The organism is Bradyrhizobium sp. (assembly GCF_030693485.1).
Classification (GTDB): domain Bacteria; phylum Pseudomonadota; class Alphaproteobacteria; order Rhizobiales; family Xanthobacteraceae; genus Bradyrhizobium.
In genome coordinates this window covers 15,222-37,447 of sequence record NZ_JAUYAN010000013.1, presented here as the reverse complement: position 1 = coordinate 37,447, position 22,226 = coordinate 15,222, and the positions used below count along the sequence as shown (strand labels likewise).

General features: G+C 63.8%; 24 protein-coding genes. 15 read left to right on the top strand and 9 right to left on the bottom strand.

What is annotated here, in order from left to right:
- The 10 genes from purU (at position 1) to Q8N40_RS01330 (ending at position 8,672) form a co-directional block, all read left to right on the top strand.
- Positions 1–852, top strand: coding sequence for a formyltetrahydrofolate deformylase (gene purU / locus Q8N40_RS01375; RefSeq protein ID WP_305710523.1), 852 nt, complete (start codon positions 1–3; stop codon positions 850–852).
- A gap of 84 nt (positions 853–936) precedes the next feature.
- Positions 937–1,488 carry a hypothetical protein gene (locus Q8N40_RS01370; protein WP_305710522.1) on the top strand — a complete coding sequence of 184 codons (552 nt, stop codon included), beginning with the start codon at positions 937–939 and terminating at the stop codon, positions 1,486–1,488.
- Positions 1,485–2,048: a hypothetical protein gene (locus tag Q8N40_RS01365; protein ID WP_305710521.1), complete on the top strand. Its 564-nt coding sequence runs from the start codon at positions 1,485–1,487 to the stop codon at positions 2,046–2,048. Before Q8N40_RS01370 ends, Q8N40_RS01365 begins: the two co-directional genes overlap by 4 nt.
- Before the next feature lie 185 nt (positions 2,049–2,233).
- Positions 2,234–3,250 carry a sulfate ABC transporter substrate-binding protein gene (locus tag Q8N40_RS01360; protein ID WP_305710520.1) on the top strand — a complete coding sequence of 339 codons (1,017 nt, stop codon included), beginning with the start codon at positions 2,234–2,236 and terminating at the stop codon, positions 3,248–3,250.
- Positions 3,251–3,309: 59 nt separating this feature from the next.
- Positions 3,310–4,116: a sulfate ABC transporter permease subunit CysT gene (gene cysT / locus Q8N40_RS01355; RefSeq protein ID WP_305710527.1), complete on the top strand. Its 807-nt coding sequence runs from the start codon at positions 3,310–3,312 to the stop codon at positions 4,114–4,116.
- Between the two features lie 32 nt (positions 4,117–4,148).
- On the top strand, positions 4,149–4,994 hold the full coding sequence (gene cysW, locus Q8N40_RS01350; protein ID WP_370870842.1) for a sulfate ABC transporter permease subunit CysW: 846 nt from the start codon (positions 4,149–4,151) through the stop codon (positions 4,992–4,994).
- On the top strand, positions 4,984–6,033 hold the full coding sequence (locus Q8N40_RS01345; protein WP_305710526.1) for a sulfate/molybdate ABC transporter ATP-binding protein: 1,050 nt from the start codon (positions 4,984–4,986) through the stop codon (positions 6,031–6,033). The genes cysW and Q8N40_RS01345 overlap by 11 nt, the downstream gene beginning before the upstream one ends.
- A gap of 68 nt (positions 6,034–6,101) precedes the next feature.
- On the top strand, positions 6,102–6,611 hold the full coding sequence (locus Q8N40_RS01340; RefSeq protein WP_305319865.1) for a CAP domain-containing protein: 510 nt from the start codon (positions 6,102–6,104) through the stop codon (positions 6,609–6,611).
- A gap of 94 nt (positions 6,612–6,705) precedes the next feature.
- The gene (locus tag Q8N40_RS01335; protein WP_305710519.1) at positions 6,706–7,878 is read left to right on the top strand and encodes a DUF3734 domain-containing protein; all 1,173 of its coding nucleotides are present in this window, start codon (positions 6,706–6,708) and stop codon (positions 7,876–7,878) included.
- A 5-nt stretch (positions 7,879–7,883) separates the two neighbouring features.
- Positions 7,884–8,672, top strand: coding sequence for a 3-hydroxybutyrate dehydrogenase (locus Q8N40_RS01330; protein ID WP_305710518.1), 789 nt, complete (start codon positions 7,884–7,886; stop codon positions 8,670–8,672).
- A gap of 32 nt (positions 8,673–8,704) precedes the next feature.
- On the opposite strand, the gene Q8N40_RS01325 is transcribed toward Q8N40_RS01330, so the two are convergent.
- The 4 genes from Q8N40_RS01325 to Q8N40_RS01310 all read right to left on the bottom strand — a co-directional run bounded on the left by Q8N40_RS01325 (position 8,705) and on the right by Q8N40_RS01310 (position 11,687).
- Entirely contained in the window at positions 8,705–8,995 is a 291-nt protein-coding gene (locus Q8N40_RS01325; protein ID WP_305321906.1) for a type II toxin-antitoxin system RelE/ParE family toxin, read from the bottom strand.
- Positions 8,992–9,225 carry a hypothetical protein gene (locus tag Q8N40_RS01320; RefSeq protein ID WP_305321905.1) on the bottom strand — a complete coding sequence of 78 codons (234 nt, stop codon included), beginning with the start codon at positions 9,223–9,225 and terminating at the stop codon, positions 8,992–8,994. Before Q8N40_RS01320 ends, Q8N40_RS01325 begins: the two co-directional genes overlap by 4 nt.
- A gap of 48 nt (positions 9,226–9,273) precedes the next feature.
- On the bottom strand, positions 9,274–10,650 hold the full coding sequence (locus Q8N40_RS01315) for an oligosaccharide flippase family protein (RefSeq protein ID WP_371135586.1): 1,377 nt from the start codon (positions 10,648–10,650) through the stop codon (positions 9,274–9,276).
- Positions 10,651–10,847: 197 nt separating this feature from the next.
- Entirely contained in the window at positions 10,848–11,687 is an 840-nt protein-coding gene (locus Q8N40_RS01310) for a protein-disulfide reductase DsbD domain-containing protein (RefSeq protein WP_305710517.1), read from the bottom strand.
- Between the two features lie 135 nt (positions 11,688–11,822).
- On the opposite strand from Q8N40_RS01310, the gene Q8N40_RS01305 reads away from it, so the two are divergent.
- Entirely contained in the window at positions 11,823–12,476 is a 654-nt protein-coding gene (locus Q8N40_RS01305) for a YqgE/AlgH family protein (RefSeq protein WP_305321902.1), read from the top strand.
- A 178-nt stretch (positions 12,477–12,654) separates the two neighbouring features.
- Here Q8N40_RS01305 and Q8N40_RS01300 read toward each other — a convergent pair whose 3' ends face one another.
- The gene (locus Q8N40_RS01300; RefSeq protein ID WP_305321901.1) at positions 12,655–13,542 is read right to left on the bottom strand and encodes a TauD/TfdA family dioxygenase; all 888 of its coding nucleotides are present in this window, start codon (positions 13,540–13,542) and stop codon (positions 12,655–12,657) included.
- A gap of 103 nt (positions 13,543–13,645) precedes the next feature.
- The gene (locus Q8N40_RS01295; protein ID WP_305710516.1) at positions 13,646–14,425 is read right to left on the bottom strand and encodes an SDR family NAD(P)-dependent oxidoreductase; all 780 of its coding nucleotides are present in this window, start codon (positions 14,423–14,425) and stop codon (positions 13,646–13,648) included.
- Positions 14,426–14,527: 102 nt separating this feature from the next.
- Between Q8N40_RS01295 and Q8N40_RS01290 the strand changes: the two genes are divergently transcribed.
- Together Q8N40_RS01290 and Q8N40_RS01285 are read left to right on the top strand one after the other, a co-directional pair.
- Positions 14,528–15,262, top strand: coding sequence for an SDR family NAD(P)-dependent oxidoreductase (locus tag Q8N40_RS01290; protein WP_305321899.1), 735 nt, complete (start codon positions 14,528–14,530; stop codon positions 15,260–15,262).
- An 83-nt stretch (positions 15,263–15,345) separates the two neighbouring features.
- Positions 15,346–15,714 (top strand): CsbD family protein, encoded by a 369-nt coding sequence (locus Q8N40_RS01285; RefSeq protein ID WP_305321898.1) that lies wholly within the window; start codon positions 15,346–15,348, stop codon positions 15,712–15,714.
- A 130-nt stretch (positions 15,715–15,844) separates the two neighbouring features.
- Here Q8N40_RS01285 and Q8N40_RS01280 read toward each other — a convergent pair whose 3' ends face one another.
- Together Q8N40_RS01280 and Q8N40_RS01275 are read right to left on the bottom strand one after the other, a co-directional pair.
- On the bottom strand, positions 15,845–17,524 hold the full coding sequence (locus Q8N40_RS01280) for a DUF459 domain-containing protein (protein ID WP_305710515.1): 1,680 nt from the start codon (positions 17,522–17,524) through the stop codon (positions 15,845–15,847).
- Positions 17,525–17,685: 161 nt separating this feature from the next.
- On the bottom strand, positions 17,686–19,008 hold the full coding sequence (locus Q8N40_RS01275; protein WP_305321909.1) for a lytic murein transglycosylase: 1,323 nt from the start codon (positions 19,006–19,008) through the stop codon (positions 17,686–17,688).
- A 338-nt stretch (positions 19,009–19,346) separates the two neighbouring features.
- Between Q8N40_RS01275 and Q8N40_RS01270 the strand changes: the two genes are divergently transcribed.
- Positions 19,347–20,228, top strand: a complete 882-nt coding sequence (locus Q8N40_RS01270) for a UTP--glucose-1-phosphate uridylyltransferase (protein WP_305710514.1) — start codon at positions 19,347–19,349, stop codon at positions 20,226–20,228.
- 7 nt (positions 20,229–20,235) lie between these two features.
- Here Q8N40_RS01270 and Q8N40_RS01265 read toward each other — a convergent pair whose 3' ends face one another.
- The gene (locus Q8N40_RS01265; protein WP_305710513.1) at positions 20,236–21,720 is read right to left on the bottom strand and encodes a sensor domain-containing diguanylate cyclase; all 1,485 of its coding nucleotides are present in this window, start codon (positions 21,718–21,720) and stop codon (positions 20,236–20,238) included.
- A gap of 128 nt (positions 21,721–21,848) precedes the next feature.
- Between Q8N40_RS01265 and Q8N40_RS01260 the strand changes: the two genes are divergently transcribed.
- Positions 21,849–22,097 (top strand): hypothetical protein, encoded by a 249-nt coding sequence (locus Q8N40_RS01260; protein WP_305321895.1) that lies wholly within the window; start codon positions 21,849–21,851, stop codon positions 22,095–22,097.
- Positions 22,098–22,226 lie beyond the last annotated feature (129 nt).

The window sequence follows — 22,226 nt, the reverse complement described above, 5'->3', positions numbered from 1 at the left end:
ATGTCTGCCAAGTTCATCTTCACCCTCTCCTGTGCCGACCGGCCGGGGATTGTTGCGGCGGTGACGACGGAGCTGGCGGGCCTCGGTTGCAACATCGCGGAATCCAACCAGTTCTGGGACCAGGAAACCGGCACCTTCTTCATGCGGCTGGCCTTCACCGCCCCCGATGGGGTGGATCGCGACGCCGTCGAGCGCGGGCTGAAGCCGGCGGTCGAGCGCTTCGGCATGCGCACCACGCTGGTGAGCGAGGCCAAGAAGAAGAAGGTGCTGGTGATGGTCAGCAAGTTCGACCACGCTCTGCTGCACCTGCTCTACCAGATCAAGGTCGGCTGGCTCGATGCCGAGGTGGCGGCGATTGTCTCCAACCACGAGGACAGCCGGCGCACCGCTGATTTCGAGGGCATTCCCTATCACGTGCTGCCGGTCGACAAGGCCAACAAGGCGGCGCAGGAAGATGCGGTGATCGATCTGTTCCACCAGACCGGCGCCGATCTGGTGGTGCTGGCGCGCTACATGCAGATCCTCTCGGACCGCTTCGCGACGCGGCTCTACGGGCAGATCATCAACATCCACCACTCTTTCCTGCCATCGTTCAAGGGCGCCAAGCCCTACCACCAGGCGCACGAGCGCGGCGTGAAGATCATCGGGGCCACGGCGCACTACGTGACGCCGGAACTCGACGAGGGCCCGATCATCGAGCAGGAGACGGCGCGGGTGACCCACGCCATGAGCCCCGACGACCTGATCGCCGCCGGCCGCGACATCGAAAGCCGCGTGCTGGCGCGGGCCGTGAAGCTGCACCTCGAGAACCGGGTGATGCTGAACGGCCGCAAGACGGTGGTATTCGGGTAGGCGACCGCTTCAGTATTCATACGAACGGCCAACGTCGTCGCTTGATGTATTGTGCCATGGGCATGGCTACATCGGGCACACAAGATGTTCCGCATCGTATCGACGGCTTTGTTTGTCTTTCTGATCGGGATATTTGCGTCCTGTCTTGCGCAGGCTGCTGCGCCCGAGTTTCTGGTGGCACAGAGCGACGGGGTGGAAATTCCGTCGAACCCGGCTCCAGTGGTCGAGCAGCCGCAGGTCGGCCCCGCAACGCTTGTCGAAACGCTGGAAGGCCGATCGTTCAGCACCGGACTGCCCGACGCCCCGACCGCATGGGTCACCTTCAAGACGCCGTTCGAGCAGATCATCGTCATCATGACCGTCGCCACCCTCGTGGCGACATTGGTGGCATTGATGGTCATGGGTTGGGGCAAGGTCATGACGCCCGAGTTCACCCGGGCCTTCATTGTGGTGGTGATCGTCTTCGCAGCGCTTTTCCTGATTGCGGCGGGGTATTCCGACAAGCAGGCCGCTCCGGTCTATGCGCTGCTGGGCACCATCGTGGGCTACATCTTCGGCAAGCTCGACAAGCAGGACGAGTCGCAGCCCCCCGGAGAGAACCGCGACGACGACAAGACGGCAAAGGTGGTGAAGTGATCCGCGGCTGGTTGCTGGTCGTTGCCCTGTGCCTGCCGGGGGCCGTCGCCGCCCAGGATGGGGGCAGGGAAGGCTGGCAAACGTTCGAGCTACCGAGCCAGGCATTCGGCGACGACGCCGACCTGGGAAAATACAACTACCTAGGAAAGCTCCAGATACCGGAGCACACCCAGTTGCCGGAGCACTATCAGCTTCCCGAAATGAGTCCGTATGTTCTCGACAGCGAGATGCTGAAAAAGCTGTATTGCCCAGACGGAACCTGCCGCTATCGGACTCCCGGTCTTGGGGCGTATGTTCCCGCCCCGGCCGTAGCAGACGATGAAATTCGGCTCGACAACCCGCAGCCCTTCACGCTTGGACTGCGGCTGACCATCGGTGGCGTTCCGGCCGTGGTCACTATTGATGCCACTGAGAGCTATTCCCGCAAGCTGGCGGCTGGCGCCACCGCTGTGGCGGAAATCGCCTCGGGCAGCACGGTGACGACTACCTCGCTGCAGCCCGGCAAGGCCTATACGATCCAGGTCGTCAACGGCGCGTATTTCATCGTTCCCAACAACTGAAGTCCTTCCGTCGCGCCGCAGGGCCGGCCTCAACTGACTACCGGCCGGCAAGGCAACGAACGGTTGTGGCGCACCAGATTGCCGGAAAGCTTTTTCTCCTGCGCTGCAGCGCGCGCATGGTTGCTTCCTTGTTAATGCCGACTGGACCGCTAGAGTATCATCAGTTTCTTCAGCTGGGGGACGTGATGAAGAGCGCTGCGAGACTTCTGGCCTTTGGCGGCCTGGTTGCCGCCTTCGGGATTGCCGGTATCGTGACCGTGCGGGCTGCGGACCAGACGCTGCTCAACGTCTCATACGATCCGACCCGTGAGCTCTACTCACAGTTCAACGACGCCTTCGCCAGGCACTGGAAGGACACGACGGGGAACACCCTCACCATCGAGCAGAGCCATGGCGGCTCGGGCAAGCAGGCGCAGTCGGTGATCGACGGGCTGGGGGCCGACGTGGTGACGCTGGCGCTCGAAGGCGACATCGACGCCATTGCCGAAAGGTCCGGACTGCTGAACGCGGACTGGCGCGCCGAACTGCCGAACAATTCGACCCCCTACACCTCGACCATCGTGTTCCTGGTGCGCAAGGGCAACCCGAAGGCCATCGCCGATTGGGGCGACCTGATCAAGGACGGCGTCGAGGTGATCACCCCGAACCCGAAGACCTCGGGCGGGGCGCGCTGGAACTACCTCGGCGCCTGGGCCTGGGCCAATACGGCCTATGGCGGCGATGAGGCGAAGAACGCCGAGTTCATCAAGGCGCTCTACACCAACGTACCGGTACTCGATACCGGCGCGCGCGGTTCGACCGTCACCTTCGTGGAGCGCGGCGTCGGCGACGTGCTGCTGGCCTGGGAGAACGAGGCGTTTCTGGCCCAGCGCGAATTCGGCAAGGACAAGTTCGAGATCGTCGCGCCGCCGATGTCGATCCTGGCGGAGCCGCCGGTCTCCGTGGTCGACAAGGTCGCCGACAAGAAGGGCACCCGCGCCGCGGCCGAGGCCTATCTTAAGTACTGGTATACCAGGGAAGGTCAGGAAATTGCCGCACGCAACTCCTATCGTCCGCGCGATCCGGAAATTGCGAAAGAATACGAGAAATCCTTTGCCAAGGTCGAATTGTTCACGATCGACGACATTTTCGGCGGCTGGACCAAGGCGCAGAGGGAACACTTCGCCGAAGGCGGCATTTTCGACCAGATCTACAAGAACTGATCTGGCCGAGGGGAGCAGGGGGCATTGTGAGCAGGGGAGAAGCGGGGCCGCGCAGCAGCCTGCCGGGGTTTGGTCTCACCATGGGACTGACGCTGACATGGCTCTCCGTCATCATCCTGATTCCGCTCGCGGGCCTGTTCCTCAAGAGCTTTGAGCTCAGCTTCGACCAGTTCTGGAGCATCCTCACCAGCCGCCGCACCCTGAATGCGTTGAAGATCTCGTTCGGCCTCGCCTTCGCCGCCGCCATCGTCAATCTGGTGATGGGAACGATCATCGTCTGGGCGCTGGTGCGGTACCGTTTTCCGGGCCGCCGGATCTTCGACGCCATCGTCGATGTTCCCTTTGCGCTGCCGACCGCGGTGGCCGGCGTTGCCCTGACCTCGCTGTTTGCGGAAAAGGGCTGGCTCGGCGCGCCGCTGGCCGAACTCGGCATCAAGGTGGCGTTCACGCCACTTGGCATTTTTGTCGCGATGATCTTCATCGGCATTCCCTTCGTGGTGCGGACGGTGCAGCCGGTGCTGATCGATCTCGACGCCGAAATCGAGGAAGCCGCCGCCAGCCTCGGCGCCAACCGCTGGAATACGGTCTCCAGGGTGATCCTGCCGAGCCTGGTTCCGGCGCTGCTGACCGGATTTGCGCTGGCCTTCGCGCGCGCGGTCGGCGAATACGGTTCGGTGATCTTCATTGCCGGAAATCTGCCGAACGTGTCGGAAATCGCGCCGCTCCTGATCGTGATCCGGCTCTCGGAATTCCGCTATGCCGACGCCACCGCGATCGCCGTCGTCATGCTGGTGGCATCGTTCCTGATCATCTTCGCGGTCAATCGCCTGCAACGCTGGGCGCAAACCCGCACCCCGGCGTATTAGAGGCGGATGAAATGAATCAGCCGCAAGTTTCAATGAGTACGGCACGGGAGGATCTGCGGACCGAGCCCAAAATCATTCGCGTCGTCATCATTGCGATTGCCGTGACCTTCCTTACCGTATTCGTGGTGCTGCCGCTGGTCGTGGTGTTTACGCAGGCCTTCTCGAAGGGGATTGGCGCTTTTTTCGCGGCGCTGTCGGAGCCGGAGGCGCTGTCCGCCATCAAACTGACGCTGATGGTGGCGGCGATCTCGGTCGGCCTCAATCTGGCGTTCGGCGTGATCGCGGCCTGGGCCATCGCGAAATTCGACTTTCGCGGCAAGACCTTCCTGATCTCGCTGATCGACCTGCCGTTTTCGGTCAGTCCGGTGATCTCGGGCCTGGTGTTCGTGCTGCTGTTCGGCGCGCAGGGCTTTTTGGGGCCGTGGCTGCAGGCGAATGACGTCCATATCCTGTTCGCGGTGCCCGGCATTGCGCTGGCCACCATTTTCGTGACCTTTCCGTTCGTCGCGCGGGCGCTTATACCGCTGATGCAGGAGCAGGGCACCCAGGAGGAGGAGGCCGCGATCTCGCTCGGCGCCTCCGGCCTGCAGACCTTTTTCCGCGTCACTTTGCCCAATATCAAATGGGGCGTGCTTTACGGCGTGCTATTGTGCAACGCGCGGGCGATGGGCGAGTTCGGCGCGGTGTCGGTGGTATCGGGGCATATTCGCGGCGAGACCAACACCATGCCGCTACTGGTCGAAATCCTCTATAATGAATATCAGTTCGTGGCGGCGTTCGCGATCGCCTCGCTGCTGGCCATGCTGGCGCTGATCACACTGGTGGCGAAGACCATTCTCGAGCGGCATCTGGACGAAGGACAGCTACCTGGTGATTGAAGTCAAGAACATCGTGAAGAAATTCGGCACGTTCGCCGCGCTCGACAATGTCGACCTGAGAGTCGCCAATGGCGAGTTGGTGGCGCTGCTCGGGCCTTCAGGCTCGGGCAAGACCACGCTGCTGCGGATCATTGCCGGTCTGGACTGGCCCGACGCCGGCGAGGTTTCGTTCGACGGCGAAAACGCGCTGGCGCACGGCGCCAGCGAGCGCCATGTCGGATTCGTATTCCAGCACTACGCGCTGTTCCGCCACATGACGGTGTTCGAGAACGTCGCCTTCGGCCTGCGGGTGCAGCCGCGTGCGGTTCGCAAGGACGAGGCCGCGATCCGCACCCGGGTCAAGGAATTGCTGGATCTCGTGCAGCTCGACTGGCTTTCCGGTCGCTACCCGAGCCAGCTGTCCGGCGGCCAGCGCCAGCGCATTGCGCTGGCCCGGGCGCTGGCGATCGAGCCTCGCATCCTGCTGCTCGACGAGCCGTTCGGCGCGCTCGACGCCAAGGTGCGCAAGGAGCTGCGGCAATGGCTGCGCTCGCTGCATCAAGAAATCAACGTGACCTCGATCTTCGTCACCCATGACCAGGAAGAGGCGCTCGAAGTCGCCAACCGGGTGGTGGTGATGGACAAGGGCCGCATCGAGCAGATCGGAACGCCCGGCGACGTCTACGACAATCCGGCGACCGCGTTCGTGCACAGCTTCATCGGCGAATCCATCGTGCTGCCGGTCGAGGTGCGCGACGGCAACGTTGAGCTCGGCGGCAAGCCCTTGAACATATCAGCGGATGGCGTCACGTCCGGGGCCTCGAGACTGTTCGTCCGCCGCCACGACATGGCGATCGGCGTGCCCGGCAGCGGCGCGTTCGAGGGGGCGGTGCGGCATGTCCGCACCTTCGGCCCGATCCAGCGCGCCGAGGTGGCGCTCTCGGCGGGCGAGGGCACCACCGTGATCGAGATCGATGCGCCGCGGGACCGCGAGCTGCAGTCCGGCGATATCGTGAGTCTGCACCCCCGCCGCTACCGGATTTTTGCGGGACAGGACTGAAAACGCCCCCGCCGTTCACCATTCAGCCACGGTTCCTGTGCAACAACCCTTCCATGGGGAACCTTCGAATGATGCGCGCGACGGTCGCGATTATCGGGCTGCTGGCGCTGGGCGGCTGTGCTGCGGACGTTGCTCCTGTTACCGAGCAGCCCACCATGTATCGCAGCATGGCCAGTGGCGGTGCGCGGCTCGATCCGCAGGCGGCGGCCTCGATGATATCGCTCTACCGGCAGAATAATGGTCTCGGCGCCGTGGCGGTCGATCCCGATTTGATGAAGCTCGCCGAGCAGCAGTCGCAGGCCATGGCCAGCCGCAACAAGCTCGACCACGACGTCAAGGGGCCGCTGGCGAAACGCCTGAACGCATCGGGCTATCCCGCGACGGTGGCGGTTGAGAACGTCTCCGCCGGTTACCACACCATGGCGGAGGCCTTTTCGGGCTGGCGCGACTCGCCGCCGCACAAGGCCAACATGCTGAAGAACGGTGTCGCAAATTTAGGCATCGCGGCGACCTATGCTCCGAACACCAAATACAAGGTGTTCTGGACGCTCATTCTTGCATCATCCGAAAAACGATAACCGCGGCGTGATCCGCAACGGCGGCCTGGCCGATTGACGCCGTCGCCAACTGCCGCCACGGTACATCGGCTTTCTTGATGTTCGATCGAGGATCATGACGGATCATCCCCATCCCGCGCCGGCCAGGACGCCCGCAGAAGCTCAGCGCGTGCTGGTTCTGCAGGGCGGCGGCGCGCTCGGCTCCTATCAGGCCGGCGCCTATCAGGCGCTGTGCCACCATGATTTCGAGCCGGAATGGATTGCCGGCATCTCGATCGGCGCCATCAACGCCGCGATCATCGCCGGCAATCCGCGCGAGAAGCGGGTGGAGCGTCTGAAGGAATTCTGGGAGCTGGTCTCCTCGCCGGTGCCGTGGAATCCGGTCGGCAAGTCAGACCGCGCGCGGTCGCTGTTCAACGAGACCAGCGCGGCGTTGATCGCCACCTTCGGCGTTCCCGGCTTCTTCACGCCGCGGGTCCCGCCGGCGCCGCTGTGGCCGCAGGGCAGCCCGCAGTCGCAGAGCTATTACGACACCGCGCCGTTGAGGAAGACGCTGGAGCGGCTGGTCGATTTCGACCGCATCAACGACGGCAAGACGCGGCTCAGCGTCGGCACCGTCGGCGTCGCATCGGGCAATTTCAAGTATTTCGACAATTACGGGATGAAGAAGCTCGGCAAGAGGATCGGTCCGGAGCACATCAAGGCATCCGGCGCCCTGCCGCCGGGCTTCCCCTCGGTCGCGATCGACGGCGAGCATTTCTGGGACGGCGGCATCGCCTGCAACACGCCGCTCGATTACGTACTGGATGAGGAAACCAGTCGCGATCTCCTGATCTTCCAGGTCGACCTGTTCAGCGCGCGGGGCGAACTTCCGGCGTCTTTGCTCGAAGCCGCCGAGCGCGAAAAGGATATCCGCTTCTCCAGCCGCACCCGCATGAACACCGACAAGAACCGGCAGGTTCACAACACCCGCAAGGCGTTGCGCGAGCTGATCGGCAAGTTGCCGGACTATCTCAGGAACGATCCGTCGGTCGATATCCTTTGTGAAGCCACCAAGGAGAGCACGGTCACGGTGGTGCATCTGATCTACCGCAGCAAGAGCCATGAATCCTCCTCGAAGGATTACGATTTCTCACGTGTCGGCATGGTCGAACATTGGGGAGCCGGCGAGCGCGACGTTCATCTGTCGATGCGCCACAGGGATACGCTGCATCGGCCGCAAACCGGCGAAACCATGGTGGCTTATGATCTCGCGAGGGACGGCGCTCTCGACGAAAAAAAGGAGTGAAGCGAATGGGTATTTTGACAGGCAAGACCGCGGTTGTGACCGGCTCGACCAGCGGCATCGGATTGGCATATGCGCGCGCCTTCGCCGGCGCCGGTGCCAATATCGTTCTCAACGGTATGGGCGCGCCGTCCGACATCGAGAAGGAACGATCCGCCATCGAGACCGATTTCGGGGTCAAGGCGGTGCATTCGCCGGCCGACATGACCAGGCCCGCCGAGATCGCCGGCATGGTCGCGCTCGGCGAAGGCACCTTCGGTTCGGTCGACGTCCTCGTCAACAATGCCGGCATCCAGTTCGTGTCGCCGGTCGAGGATTTTCCGATCGAGAAATGGGACGCGATCATCGCCATCAACCTGTCCTCGGCGTTTCACGGCATTCGCGCCGCGGTGCCCGGCATGAAGAAGCGCGGCTGGGGCCGCATCATCAACACCGCCTCGGCGCATTCGCTGGTCGCCTCGCCGTTCAAGTCGGCCTACGTGTCGGCCAAGCACGGCATCGCCGGTCTTACCAAGACCGTGGCGCTGGAGCTGGCGACCCACAAGATCACCTGCAACTGCATCTCACCGGGCTATGTGTGGACGCCGCTGGTGGAAAAGCAGATTCCCGACACCATGAAGGCGCGTGACCTGACCAAGGAGCAGGTCATCCGCGACGTGCTGCTGCAAGCGCAGCCGACCAAGGAGTTCGTCACCTCGGAGCAGGTCGCCGCCCTGGCGCTGTTCCTCTGCGGCGACGACGCGGCGCAGATCACCGGCAGCAATCTGTCGATCGACGGCGGCTGGACCGCGGGGTAGGGAGGACGGGACAGGACATCCGTCTGAAACCGTCAAATTCCCATCAGTGACCGCCGCGACGTGTGTCGAATATGCAAGATTTCAACGGCGTCGTCGCGCACGCGGTAGAAGATGCGGTAGGGGTAGCGGACGACGGTAACCACGCGGATTTGCGAACGTTGTGAAACGAGTGGCGCCGCTTCCGGGATGCGGCAAATGCGTTCCATAACATCACTCAGTCGGCGCTCAATGGATTGAGCTATCGCGGGGCTCGCACTGACTGAATAGTAAGTCGCAATCTCGCCGAGGTCAGCAAGCGCTCGCCGCGAATAGACGAGTTTCATGCCGAACGGAATTTGGCAAAGGCCGCCTTGATTTCGGCATCGGTCGCGATTTCCCCTCTATCGATAGAGGCCACTGCGGCGTCTATGACCCGCAACTCATCTTGCGTAGCGATATAAACCCGGCTTTTCAATTCGCTTTCGATCTGGTTCGCAACGGCAACGAGTTCGTCTCGTGCCTCTTCAGGCCAAGTCTGAACGCGATCCAATAGGTGTTTCAGGTCCGTGGTCATGGGAAAGCCATATCATTAAAGGACGCCCATTCCAACCGTGCTGCTCAGCTACTTCCCGAACGCCAGCACGTGAAGCCCGAGCCGCTTCCGCACGATCCAGAACAGCAGCACGGTTTCGAACACCAGCGCGATCGAGGTGGCGGCCGCCGCGCCGTGACCGCCGAATTTCGGCACCAGCAAGATGCAGAGCACCAGGTTCGCCACGAATGCCAGCGCATAGGCCAGCGCGCAGATCATCTGGTGGCCGAGCATGTTGAGCAGCCGCTCGACCGGGCCGATCGCCGAGCGCGCCACGAGGCCGATGGCGGCGATGAACATGATGTCGTAGCCGACCACGAATTGTGGTCCGAACAGCCACAGCAGCGGCTTGCCCAATGCCAGCAGCACGATGGTCGCGGCCAGCGACGGCCAGAACGTCCACTTGATCGCATGCGCGACATAGGCCGACAGCCGCGCCTTGTCGCCTAGCGCGTTATATTCCGCAAAGCGGTGCGCCGTGGTCGCCGACATCGCGTAGTGAATGAAGGACACCAGCGCCAGCGTTTTCACGACGGCGAAGTAGACGCCGACTTCCTCGGATGAGCGGAACTGCTGCAACACCAGCACGTCGGTATAGGACAGCAGCAGATAAAAGCTCTCGACCAGCAGGATCGGCAGCGAGACCGCGAGCCAGCCGCGGAAATTGTAGGCCTTGGGGCCGGGTTCGACATGGCGGCGGAGCCGGCGGTTCAGCACGATCATCTGCCCGATCATGGCGATCCATACCGCGGCGGCGCTGGCCAGCATCGCGGCGGTGGCGCCGAGGTCGAAGCCGAGCGCGAAGGCGCCGGCCGTGAAGCCGATGATCAGCGACTGCCGCACGATGAATTGCGGCATCAGGCCGAGCCGCATCCAGTCATGCGAGCGCGCGATGCCGTCCTGGGCATTGGCGACCACGAAGGCCGGCAGCGTGATGCAGCCGATGTACAACGGCACAATCGAATTCGGATCGAGCCATGGCGACAGCACTTTTATGATGCCCGCCAGCAGCGCCGAGACGATGGCGGAAACGACAAGGGTCATCCAGCGGCTGCCGGACAGGAAGCCGCGCAGCAGCGCGGTGTCGCCGCTGGCGCGACATTCCGGGATGATCTTCTGCGCCGACGCCGAAATGCCGAAATCCATCATGCTGCCGAGCAGCAGCACCCAGGTCCAGACATAGACATAGACGCCGTAGTCCGAGCCGCCCATCCAGCGCGCCAGCAGGATCTGCGACAGATACGCCATCGCCGCGCTGACGACGCGAATGAAGAACACGGTGCCGGCTAGACGTTTTGTGACGGAGGCTTCGTGCGTGCCGCCGAGCAGGCGGCCGAGCATCGCGCGCAGCCGCGCGGTCGGGCCTGCGGGCGGAGCGGGTACGGTTTCAGTGTCCATCACGGCCACAGCGAAAATCCCTGAAGCCGCGCGCCGCGCGGCGATGTCAGGGCCTATCAACTATTCGTTAAGATTCGGTTGGGTCACCACGACCGCTGTCATTCGGGATGGTGCGTGAGCACCAGGCCAAAGGCGCGCAATTGCGCGCCGGGGAATCTCGAGATTCCGGGTTCGCGCCATCGCGCGCCCCGGAATGACCCTTCGGGTCAGTTCAAGTTCACATTGAACTCATACGCCCGGTCGCCGCCGACCAGTGTCAATTTGAGCGCGGCGCCCTCGGGCTTCGCGCCCACCGGCAGGCCATCAAGTTCGAAGCCGAATCGTTTGACCCCGGGGTATCCGCCCTCGATCAGTTTCGGAATCGGCAGCGCCCAGTCGGGCGTCGGCCCCTCGACGAATATGCTGACTTCGCGCGCATCGGGCACGGCCACGTCGACCAGCACGTTCGCCTTGCCGTCGCGTTTGACGTCGCGGATGGTCAGCGGGTTGGGATCGCCGACGGTGGCGGGCTTCGGCACGGCGTCGAGGGCGGCGGCCAGCGCGCTGTCCTCGGTGCTGGCCACACTGGTGAAAGCGAGCTCGGCCCTGGCCTCGACGGGAATGCAGAGTTTTTCGCAGACCGCGTAGTGGATATCGGCGCGCAGCGTCACCGGTCTGTCGGCGTTCCTGGCGACGATCCGCAGCGGCAGCACGACCTGGCTCTTGTAGCCGATTGATTGACCGCCGGCGCCGTCATCGAACTGCATCGGGGCCGGCCACAGCACAGTGACGGCTTCGACATTGTCCGATCTCGAGAAATCGAAGCGCGGCGGCACCCCGGAATCGCCGGGCGTCCGCCAATAGGTCTTCCAGCCGGGTTGCAGCTGAAACGCGATACCGCCCAGCAGCACCGCGCCGCTGCGCGAGCCCGCCAGCAGCCGGACCGCGGAGTGGCTGTCCCGCTGCCAGGGCGAGGAATCCCCGGCGTGGACCTCGGCCGCCAGGGACGACACGAATACGGCAGCGGCCAGGCCGAGCGCGGCCCGCAGGGGAACTATGACGGTCATGACACGTCTTTACAGGCTGGCTGGCCCTTAAACCATTGAATTGCTTGTGATGCGGCACGAAAAACGGCGCGGTGCTTGATTGACAGAACGCCCACCCAATATCAGGATGGCCATTAACACGAGAGTCCTTTGCGGATGGACCCTGAAGGCAAAAGACCGAGGACGGCTCGCCGCCAAGCTGTTGCCGGCGCGGGCGATAATTCGTCCAATCAAGGCTATCTCGACGGTCAGTTGCTGATCGCGATGCCCGTCATGGGCGATCCGCGCTTTGAGCGTTCGGTGATCTATCTCTGCGCGCATTCGTCCGAAGGCGCCATGGGGATCATCGTCAACCGCCCGGCCGGCAGCATCGACTTTCCCGAATTGCTGGTGCAACTCGACATCATCAAGAAGGCCGACCAGATCAAGCTGCCTGAAAACGCCGAGAGCATGAAGGTGCTGAAAGGCGGTCCGGTCGAGACCGGCCGCGGCTTCGTGCTGCATTCAAGCGATTTCTTCATCAAGGATGCGACGCTGCAGATCGACGAAGGCATTTGCCTGACCGCGACCGTCGACATTCTCAAGGCGATCGCCAGGGGCGCCGGCCCGAAGCACGCGATCCTCGCGCTCGGCTATGCCGGATGGGCGCCGGGACAGCTGGAGACCGAAATCCAGGACAATGGCTGGCTGCACTGCTCCGCCGATCCGGACCTGATCTTCGGCCGCGACGTCGAGGAAAAATACCTGCGCGCACTGCGCAAGATCGGGATCGATCCGGGAATGTTGTCGAATGAAGCGGGGCATGCCTAGGCGATTTTGCGCCGAAGCGTGACACATCCCAGCTGTCGTCCCTGCGAACGCAGGGACCCATAATCCCGGTAGGCTATTGTGAGCATGATGGTTGCTACATCGTGCTTTATCGACGATCTCGTTTAACAAGAGATGGCACGGAGTATGGGTCCCCGCGTTCGCGGGGACGACGAGGTCGCTACTCCGCCGCCTGCTGTGCCACCGTCGGGGCAGTGCCGGCCACCGTGGCGCGGCGCATGTCGCGCGGCTGCGACTGGTCGTAGCGGCGGACGCGGTGCATGGTCTGGCGGTTGTCCCACATCACGAGATCATGCAGCTTCCATTTGTGAACGTGGACGAAAGCGGGCTGGGTGGCGTGCTCGTTGAGGTCGCGCAGCAACAGCCGCGCCTCCGGCATGGTCATGCCCTTGATGGCGCCGGCATGCGACGACAGATACAGCGACTTGCGGCCGTGCACCGGATGGGTGCGCACGAGCCGCTGCAGCACCGGCTTGAACAACTCCTTCTCTTCATCGGTGTAATCGAGGAAGCCGAGCGAACCCCGCGAATACATCAGCGAATGCTCGCAGATCATGTCTTCGATTTCGGCCCTGGTCTCGTCGTCGAGCGCGTCATAGGCCGCGCGCATGTCGGCGAATTCGGTGTTGCCGCCCTTCGGGTTGACCACGCGCGCCGACAGCAGCGAGAACTTCGCCGGAATAGGGCGGAACGAACTGTCGGAATGCCACAGGCAATTGCCGAGGTTGAACAAATTGACGCGGCTGTCGCGCGGCAGCGGCTTGCCGTCCTTGCCAAGGTTGGAGACGTCGTTAAGCCCGGTCTGCAGCCGCGAATCCTCCGGCTTGACCACACTGCCGCCGCGCGGATTTTCCCGTTCGCCGAAATTCAGCGCGAACGCCAGCTGCTGCTCGTCGGTAATGTTCTGGTCGCGGAACAGCAGCACGGCGTATTTGTCCATGCCGGCCTCGATCTCCCTGGCCTCCTGCGGCGTTAGCGGCTTGCGCAGGTCAACGCCGGATACCTCGCCGAAAAAATGCGGATGAAGCTGCCGGATGGTGATGGCCATGGCGCGTTTTCTCCTGATCGGGACGGGCGGTTATTCCGCCCTGTTGGGCAAAAAACTACTCCCTGACCGGATGATGTCAACGCCAGCAGGCGCATGCCCGCCCTCACGCATTCCGGGCCATCAGGCCGCCGTCCACCGGGATCACCGCGCCGGTCAGGAACGACGCCGCCGGCAGACACAGGCTCAGCGTCATGTGGGCGACTTCCTCGGGGTCACCGTAGCGGCCGAGCGCGGTGCGGCGCTTGGCGTAGATCGTCTTGTGCTCCTCCGAAATCCGCTCCGTGATCGCCGATCGGATCGGGCCCGGGCAGATGCAATTCACCGTGATCCCCTCGCGGCCGAGTTCCACCGCGAGCGCGCGCGTCAGGCTGGTGACGCCGCCCTTTGCCGCGGCATAGGGGCTATTGGTCGCGGTAGCACCGAGCGCTTCGGTGGAGGCGATATTGACGATCCGCGGGTTCTTCGATTCGCGCAGATGCGGCAACGCGGCACGGATGATACGCGGATGCGCCGTCAGCATTACCGCCAGCGCCTTGTCCCAGGCCGCTTCATAGCCGTCGGCGTCGATGGCGGCGCGCAGCGACAGGCCGGCATTGTTGATGATGATGTCGAGGGAGCCGAACGCCGCTGCGGCCTCGTTGACGACCTTGATGATGTCGTCCGGCCTGGCGACATCAAGCGTCCAGGCCTTTGCCGTTCCGCCACGCGCCTTGATTTCTTCGGCCACCGCCTGCGTTCCTTCGGCGGTGAGGTCGGTGACCGCGACGTTGGCACCTTCGGCCGCGAACACCAGCGCGGTGGCGCGGCCCATGCCGCTGGCCGCGCCGGTGACGAGAACGGTCAATCCCTTGACCGAGCGGCTGAGTTGTTTGAATTCGGACATCGGAGACTCGCTGGGGATGAGGCTGCGGGCTTGCAGGATTGACAAGGCTGGCACCGATCCCCAGAGAGGTCAAACCGGGCAAGAAAACGGGGGAGGCGCGTGATGAACGAACTGGACTTCAGGGCCAAGCAGATTCTCGTGGTCGGCGGCTCCAGCGGTATCGGCAACGGCATCGCCCAGGCGTTTCGCACCAGGGGCGCGCGCGTGCATGTCTGCGGCACCCGTGCTTCGGCAAAGGACTATTCGCCGGATGAAGGATCGGTTCTCGATGGTCTGGATTACACGCGGCTCGACGTCGGCGATCCCAAGGCGATCGCGAATTTCAAGCCGTCGTTCGACCGGCTCGATGTGCTGGTGCTGGCGCAGGGTGCGGTGATCTACCGGCGTGGCGAATTCGAAATGGACGGATTTCGCAAGGTGCTCGAGGTCAACCTGATGAGCCTGATGGCCTGCGCCGGCAAATTCCATGACATGCTGAGCGCAGCGAAGGGCTCGCTGATCATCGTCAGTTCGACCGCCGCCTATCACTCGACAAAGGGCAATCCGGCCTACAACGCCTCGAAGACCGGCGCCATGGGCCTGACCCGGACACTCGGGCAGGCATGGGCCGAGGACGGCATTCGCGTCAACGGCATCGCGCCCGGGCTGGTCGATACCAAGATGACCAAGGTGACGACGGCCAATCCAAAGCGGCTCGAGGGCGCGATCGAACGGATCCCGCTGAAGCGGCTGGGTACGCCGGCCGACATGGCGGGCGCTGCATTGTTCCTGGCCTCGCCGCTGTCGTCCTACATCGTCGGGCAAACGTTGATCGTCGACGGCGGGCTCATCCTGTAGATTTTTCGCGAAACGAAAGGGCTCCGGAACCGGAGCGGGTTTCGTCAGTTAGCTCCGCGAGAATCAGCTCAGGAGTAAACACGATGGACAAGGATCGAATTGCCGGAACGGCCAAGGATTTCGCCGGTAAGGTCGAGGGTGCCGCAGGCAAGATCACCGGCGATGCCCAGACCGAGGCTTCAGGTCGCGTTCGCGAGGCAGCGGGCACGGTGCAGAACCTGTACGGCCAGGCCAAGGATGCCGCGCGCGATGCCACCGATGCCGCCGCCGGTCTTGCCAAGGACGCCTATGAGAACAGCGGCGAGACCCTGCGTGAGGGGTCGGAAGCCGTGGCGAAGAGAGTGCAGGACAATCCGTTGGGTGCGCTGCTGATCGCAGGCGGCATCGGCTTCGCGCTGGCGCTGCTGATGACGCGCCCGCCGCGCCGTCCGCCGCCGCGCTGGCGGTATTGAGGGGATCTCGTCATTCCGGGGTGCGCCGACAGGCGCAGACCCGGAATCGCGAGATTATCAAGCAGAGCTACTGCAGCTAGGTTCCGGGTTCGATGCTTGGCATCGCCCCGGAATGACGCGCGACTGATGCTCAGCGTGCGAATACGCCGGGTGCTGATGCGGAGCGCCCGACATTGCCCGGCGGACGCGGGGTCGCCGGAGCGAACGGCCCACGCGGTGGGGGCGGCGGTGGCACCACCTGGCGTGGTGCTGCACCAAACCCGAAGAAATTCCCTATTGCCGGCGGCTCTGATTGTGCCGGACGGAGCCTTTTGACCACCGGCTTTGGCGTCGCGGCTGCCGGAGCGGCCACTGTGCTATCCGGCGCTGTCGACGCTACCGGCGTATCACCCTTGGCCTGTTCACGGCCGACCTCGCGGCGCGGCCAGGCGAAATCATCGGCGCGGCCGGCGGGAGGCGCCAACGGCTCGCCCTTGACCAGCGTACGTGCCGCCAGTGCATCGACTGTGGCTGGTCGCGACCCGGGACCGCCGAGCAATTGATCGGTGCCGACGGAGGAGGCCACCAGCGGCACGATCGGTCCGGCCAGCGGGCGCGGCGCCGGTTGACCGGGCAGCGCGTTGGCATCGGGGGTCGCGGGTTCGGACGGCAACGCAATCGGCCCGGAACGCGCCGCCATCAGCCGGGTGATCTCGCGCTCGGCATAATGCGCCAGCTTGCGCGCACCGGCCTTGGTGAAATAGACGCCGTCAGCGGCACGCAGCCGGCGGATCTGGCCTTCGAAGTCGGGGCCCTGCTGCAGGAAGCGGCCGGCTTCGTCGACAAATCCGTCCCAGACGTCGACATAGGTGATGCCGGCCTTGCCAGCGGCGTCGCGATAGAGCGAATTGAGGAACAGCGCGTCCGACATTGCCTTGGGGCCGCGAATCGCGGGCAGGCCGACCCACAGCACCGGGACACCCCTTGACTTCACGACGGCGATCATCTCCTCGATCTTCTTGACGTAAAGTTCGACCCAGCGCTCATCGCGAAACTCATGGAGACCGCCAGCGCGGCCGCTTTTCTCCGGCGCGACGATCGACGGCACATCGGCGTCGGCATCATCGGCTTCGGCATCGGCCGGCTTGCTCTCGGTTTTCGCCTTGGCGTCGGCCACATCATCCGGCTTCGCCGCAGGCTTCGCATCGCCCGGTTTAGCGTCGGTCTTGATATCGCCCTTGATATCGCTCTTGGCGCGCGAATCCTTCTTGTCGCCCTCTTTCTTGGACTTGTCGGCTACCGGCTCGCGGATCGCGGCGCGGTCGTTGAGCCCGAGCATGACGATGATGGCATCCGGCTTCTCCCCGGCCAGGATGCCTTTCGCCGCGGCGGCCCAGTCGGCAGGCTCGCCCCTTGGCTGGTACCTGATCAGGCCGGAGACGGTCTTGTGCTTGCGGATCACGCCCATGTCCGGCTGTTCGGAATAGGCATCCTCAAGACCGTAAGCGAGCCAGTCCGCCATGGCGTCGCCGAGCACCAGCAAGTTGCGCTCCGGAACGATCGCCGCGTCGCGTTTCGGAGACGGCGGCGCCCGGGAGGAATCCTGCGGCCGCTGCGGCGCCGGCTGTTGAAATGGTGCAAACAGGTCGCCGCCAAACCAGCCGCCGCCACCGCCACGCTGCGGCGGCGCCTGCCGGGGCGGTCCGCCAAAATTGAAAAACTGCGCCGATGCCGGCCCGACGATCGCGACCAGCAACGCGCCCGCAACCGCCAACGCGATCAGCGGACCGCTTTCGGTGCACACCCGGAAAAAGGACTTCGGCTTTTGCATTCGGATCGATCGCAATTTCAGGATCAGGCCATCGCTATAATAGCGGAATCAGGCCGCAAGCGGGCAGATTTCCCGCCATAAACCGGGCATTGGCCGCCTCCGTCAAGATCGGTCCGGAAATATCCCGATCAAGGTTAGTTTTGCCGGTCCGACGCAACTTTTTACCGGCCCCTGAGCCGCTCCAGCACGCCGGCGGAGGCAAATCCGTCCGCTGGCGCCCCGATCGAGGCCTGGAAGCCGCGCAGGGCCTCGCGGGTATGGCCGCCGAACTGGCCGTCCGGGGTGCCGCGATAAAAGCCGCGCTGGGCCAGAAGCTGCTGCAGTTCCAGCCGCTCGGAGCGTGACAGCGTGCGTTCCTGCCGCGGCCAGGGCTGCACAAACGGCGCGCCGCCGCGCAGCCGGTCGGCGAAATGGCCGATCGCCAGCGCATAGGCCTCGGCCGGGTTGTATTTCATGATCACCCGGAAGTTCTGTAGCATCAGGAAGCCCGGCCCCTCCGCGCCGGCCGGGGCCAGCAGATAGGCCTTTTCGGCCGGATCCGGTAAAGGTTTGCCATCGGCGCGGGTGAGCCCGAGCTGCCCCCATTGTGCGATTGTCATCGCCCTGGCGCGATCGGCCAGCATGTAGTTGAAGTTTTTGGGCATCACGACTTCGAAGCCCAAGGTCTGGCCGGCCTGCCAGCCGGACTTTTTCAGGTTGTTCGCGGTCGAGGCGATAAGGTCGGCGGGATTGTCGACCACGTCGCGGCGGCCATCGCCGTCGGCGTCCACGGCAAAGCGCTTGAACGAGGTCGGCATGAACTGCGTCGGGCCGAACGCGCCGGCCCAGGAACCGCGCAACTGTTCGGGGCGCAAATCGCCGCGGTGCAGGATTTCCAGCGCCGAGAGGAATTCGTCCCTGAAATATTTCTGGCGGCGGCCGATGCAGGCCAGCGTCGCGGTGGAATTCAGCACGCTGCGATCGCCCATCATCGTCGAATAATTCGACTCGATGCCCCAGATCGAGGCGATGATGTAGCGGTCGACGCCGTAGGCTTTCTCCGCCGCGTCGAACTGCGGCTTGTATCTGGCGAGCACCTCGCGGCCCGTGGCCATGCGGTTGTCGTTCACGAGAATGTCGAGGTAATCCCAGACCGACTTGGTGAATTCCGGCTGCGAATCCATCAGGTCCATGATGCGCAGGTCGGGCGCGAGCCCGGCGGTGAAGCGCTGGAAACTGGCCTGCGAAATGTTGCGCTTGGCGGCGTCAGGCCACATGCCGGCGACGCAATTGTTGAAATTCGCCGCCGCCTCCCGGATGGCGGATGCCGTCATGGCGGGATGGCCCGAGGCGCCGTCCTCGCCGGTCCACGGCAACGGGGTGCTGCTGGCGCTGGAGCCAGTTTGCGCCGGCGCCGGCGCTGCGGACTTCTGGCCGGAGAACATGTTGCCGAACGGGTTGGGAAGCCCGCCGCCGGAGGATTGGGCCAAGGCCTTGCCGAACATGGCCTCGCCGGCAAGCAAGAGCGTCGCAGCAAATGCGACCGCGCCGGCCCGGTTCAATCTCGATGGTCCCATCCGCCGCATGTCCCGTCGTTCCCGAAATTGTTGTGCCGCTCATCCCCGGGCCAGAAGGCCCTGCCACGGTTTCCAATAGCAAAGGCCGGATTTTGCTTCTTGCCTGTTTGCAGGCAGGCCAAGGGACTTTCAAGGGAATATCGGGGAACCATCATCATACATCCGCCTTTGTTCCCGGCTGCAAACCGGTTACCAACGTGCGGCCAAAACGCTCGTTTCACAGGCTCGCTTTTCCCCACGCTCCCGCAAAGGCATTCCGCCCCCTCATGAAAATCCGCAAAGCCGTCTTTCCGGTCGCCGGCCTCGGCACCCGCGTTCTGCCCGCCACCAAGGCGATGCCGAAGGAAATGCTGACCATCGTCGACAAGCCGCTGATCCAGTATGTGTTCGATGAGGCCAAGGAGGCCGGCATCGAACATTTCATCTTCGTCACCGGCCGCAACAAGGGCGTGATCGAGGATCATTTCGACCGCATGTTCGAACTCGACACCACGCTGTCGGCGCGTGGCAACAAGAAGGCCGAGATCGAGATCCTGGCGCGCGACCAGCCCGCCGCAGGCGCCACCAGTTTCACCCGGCAGCAGGCGCCGCTCGGCCTCGGCCACGCGGTGTGGTGCGCGCGCGATATCGTCGGCAACGAGCCGTTCGCGGTGGTGCTGCCGGACGAACTGGTGCTGAACACGCCGGGCTGCCTGAAGCAGATGATCGAGGCCGCCAACAAGCTCGGGGAGAAATCCAACGTGATCGCGGTCGAGGAAGTGCCGGCCCATCTCACCCACCAATACGGCATCTGCGGCGTCGGCAAGCGACACGGCAGCAACATGTTCGAGGTCGACGGCATGGTGGAGAAGCCGCCCCAGGGCACCGCGCCGTCCAATCTCTCGATCACCGGCCGCTACATCCTGCAGCCGGAGATTTTCAGGATACTTGAAACCCAGGAGCGCGGCGCTGGCGGCGAAATCCAGCTCACCGATGCGATGATCGGGCTCGCCAGGAGGCAAAGCTTCTACGGCGTGGAGTTCGAGGGCGAGCGGCACGATTGCGGCTCCAAGGCAGGCTTCCTCCGGGCCAACATCGCCTTCGGCATGGCGAGAGCGGATTTGCGCGAGGGCTTGCGGGCGGAGATGAAGCACTATCTGGAGAAGTGACGGCTACCTAAGCTACCAGCGACAATTTCGGCACCGACGCCACCGCGCAGCGGTTGCGGCCGCCGGCCTTGGCGGCGTAAAGCGCCTTGTCGGCGGCTCCGATCAGTTCGGAACATTCCTGGGTGACGTCGGGCGTCAGGCTGGCGACGCCGATGCTGACGCTGGTGTGCTCGGACCATTGCTCGACCTTCAGCCGGATGGCTTCGGCCACCGCCAGCGCTTGCTCGGCCGAGAACGCCGGCAGCAGCACGGCAAACTCCTCGCCGCCGTAACGCGCGGCGCAATCGCCGGCGCGCCGCAGCGAATCCGAGATGCAGATGGCGATGCCGATCAGCACCTCATCGCCGGCCTGATGTCCGAAGGTGTCGTTGTAGACCTTGAAATGGTCGGCATCGATCATCAGCATCGCGATCGGGGTTTTCTGCCGCGTGGCGCGGCGCCATTCTAGGTCGATCGAGGTGTCGAACTTGCGCCGGTTGGTCAATCCGGTGAGCGCGTCGGTTGTCGCGAGCTCCTCAAGCTTGTCCTCGGCCTGCGCGCGGCGGCCGATTTCGCGAGCGAGAAACAGTGTCACGCCGAGCACGAACAGGATCAGCGCCGCCATGATCGCGGCGATCCGGATTGCTTCCGTCCGCCACAGGTTCAGGATGCTTTCCAGCGGCTTTCCGACCACGACGATGAACGGACCGGTACCGTTATGCCTCACCCACAGCCGCGGTATCGGATCTACCGGGCCCGCCCCCGCATACCATCCGCTATTCATGTTGGCCGGATTCCAGCTGGTCCGGTCCGGCAGATTCCTGCCGATGATATCGAGGTCGAACGGTCGACGCATGATGATGGTGCGGTCGCGGCGCAGCACGGTGATGGTGTCGTCCGGGTCGAGGCTCAGGCGGCCGAACAGATCGTGGAAATAGCTGAAGCGGATCGAGCCCGCGACCACGCCGAGAAAGCTTCCGTCTTCGCCGGTGATGCGCCGGCTGAGCACGATGGCGTAGGCACCGCGGTGCAGCATCGGCCTGCTGATGAAAAGGCCGGTATCGGGATTTTCCCGATGGACCCGAAAATACTCCTCGTCGCCGCGATTTTCCGGCGGCGGATCGAGCGTCGAGGCATCGATCGTCAGCCGTCCCGCGGCATCGAACACCTGAAGCGCGCCGAAGTGCTTGGCGCCTGCGGCACGGTCGAACAGGATCAGGTGCAGGATCGGTTTGCTGACCTGCTTGATCTCCGGCAGGATCATGCCGCTGGCGGCGGCGCGCAGGGACAGGTCGTAGAGTTCGATATTGCGGCTGATATCGGAATCGACGCCGGATGCGAGGTTCTCCAGCATCTGGCGCGCCAGCGCTTCCTCGCCGCGGCGCATGTCGAGCATGACGTTGGCGCAAATCGCGGAGAAGCCGACCATCGTCGCCACCGACGAGACGATGAGCAATTTCACCGACAGGCGCCAGGGCCGCCTGGCCACCTCCTTGCGCCATCCAAATCGCATGGTTCGCTCCCAATACTCCTGCATGCACGGGTTTCGTTGCCGCAGGCTTAAGTGGCGACAGCGACGCGGTAATGAGTTAACGATTCGTTGCCGGAACCGGCAAAGTTCCACCTTTACCGAGGACAAATGTGAACGACTACGACCCGCTGCGCGATTACCTGAAAAAGCAGACGCTGCCTGAATTCGTGCTGAGCTTCGAAAAGATCGAGGAGATCATCGACGCCGCACTGCCGCGCGCGGCGCACCGCGCCTCGTGGTGGGAAACGCTGCGCAGCCCGCAGGAAAAGATGCCGCAGCGGGAAGCCTGCCTCGCCGGCGGCTATATCGCGACGAGGCTGGCGGATGGCAAGAGCGTGCGGTTCAAGAAGATGAAGTGAGGTCATTCGTTGCGAGATGTCCGCAACACCTCAAGGTGTCATCACCCGCGAAAGCGGGTGATCCAGTATTCCAGAGGCGCAACTGATGGAAATCGAAAGGCCGCGGCGCACAGGAGCCCTCCGCTTTCG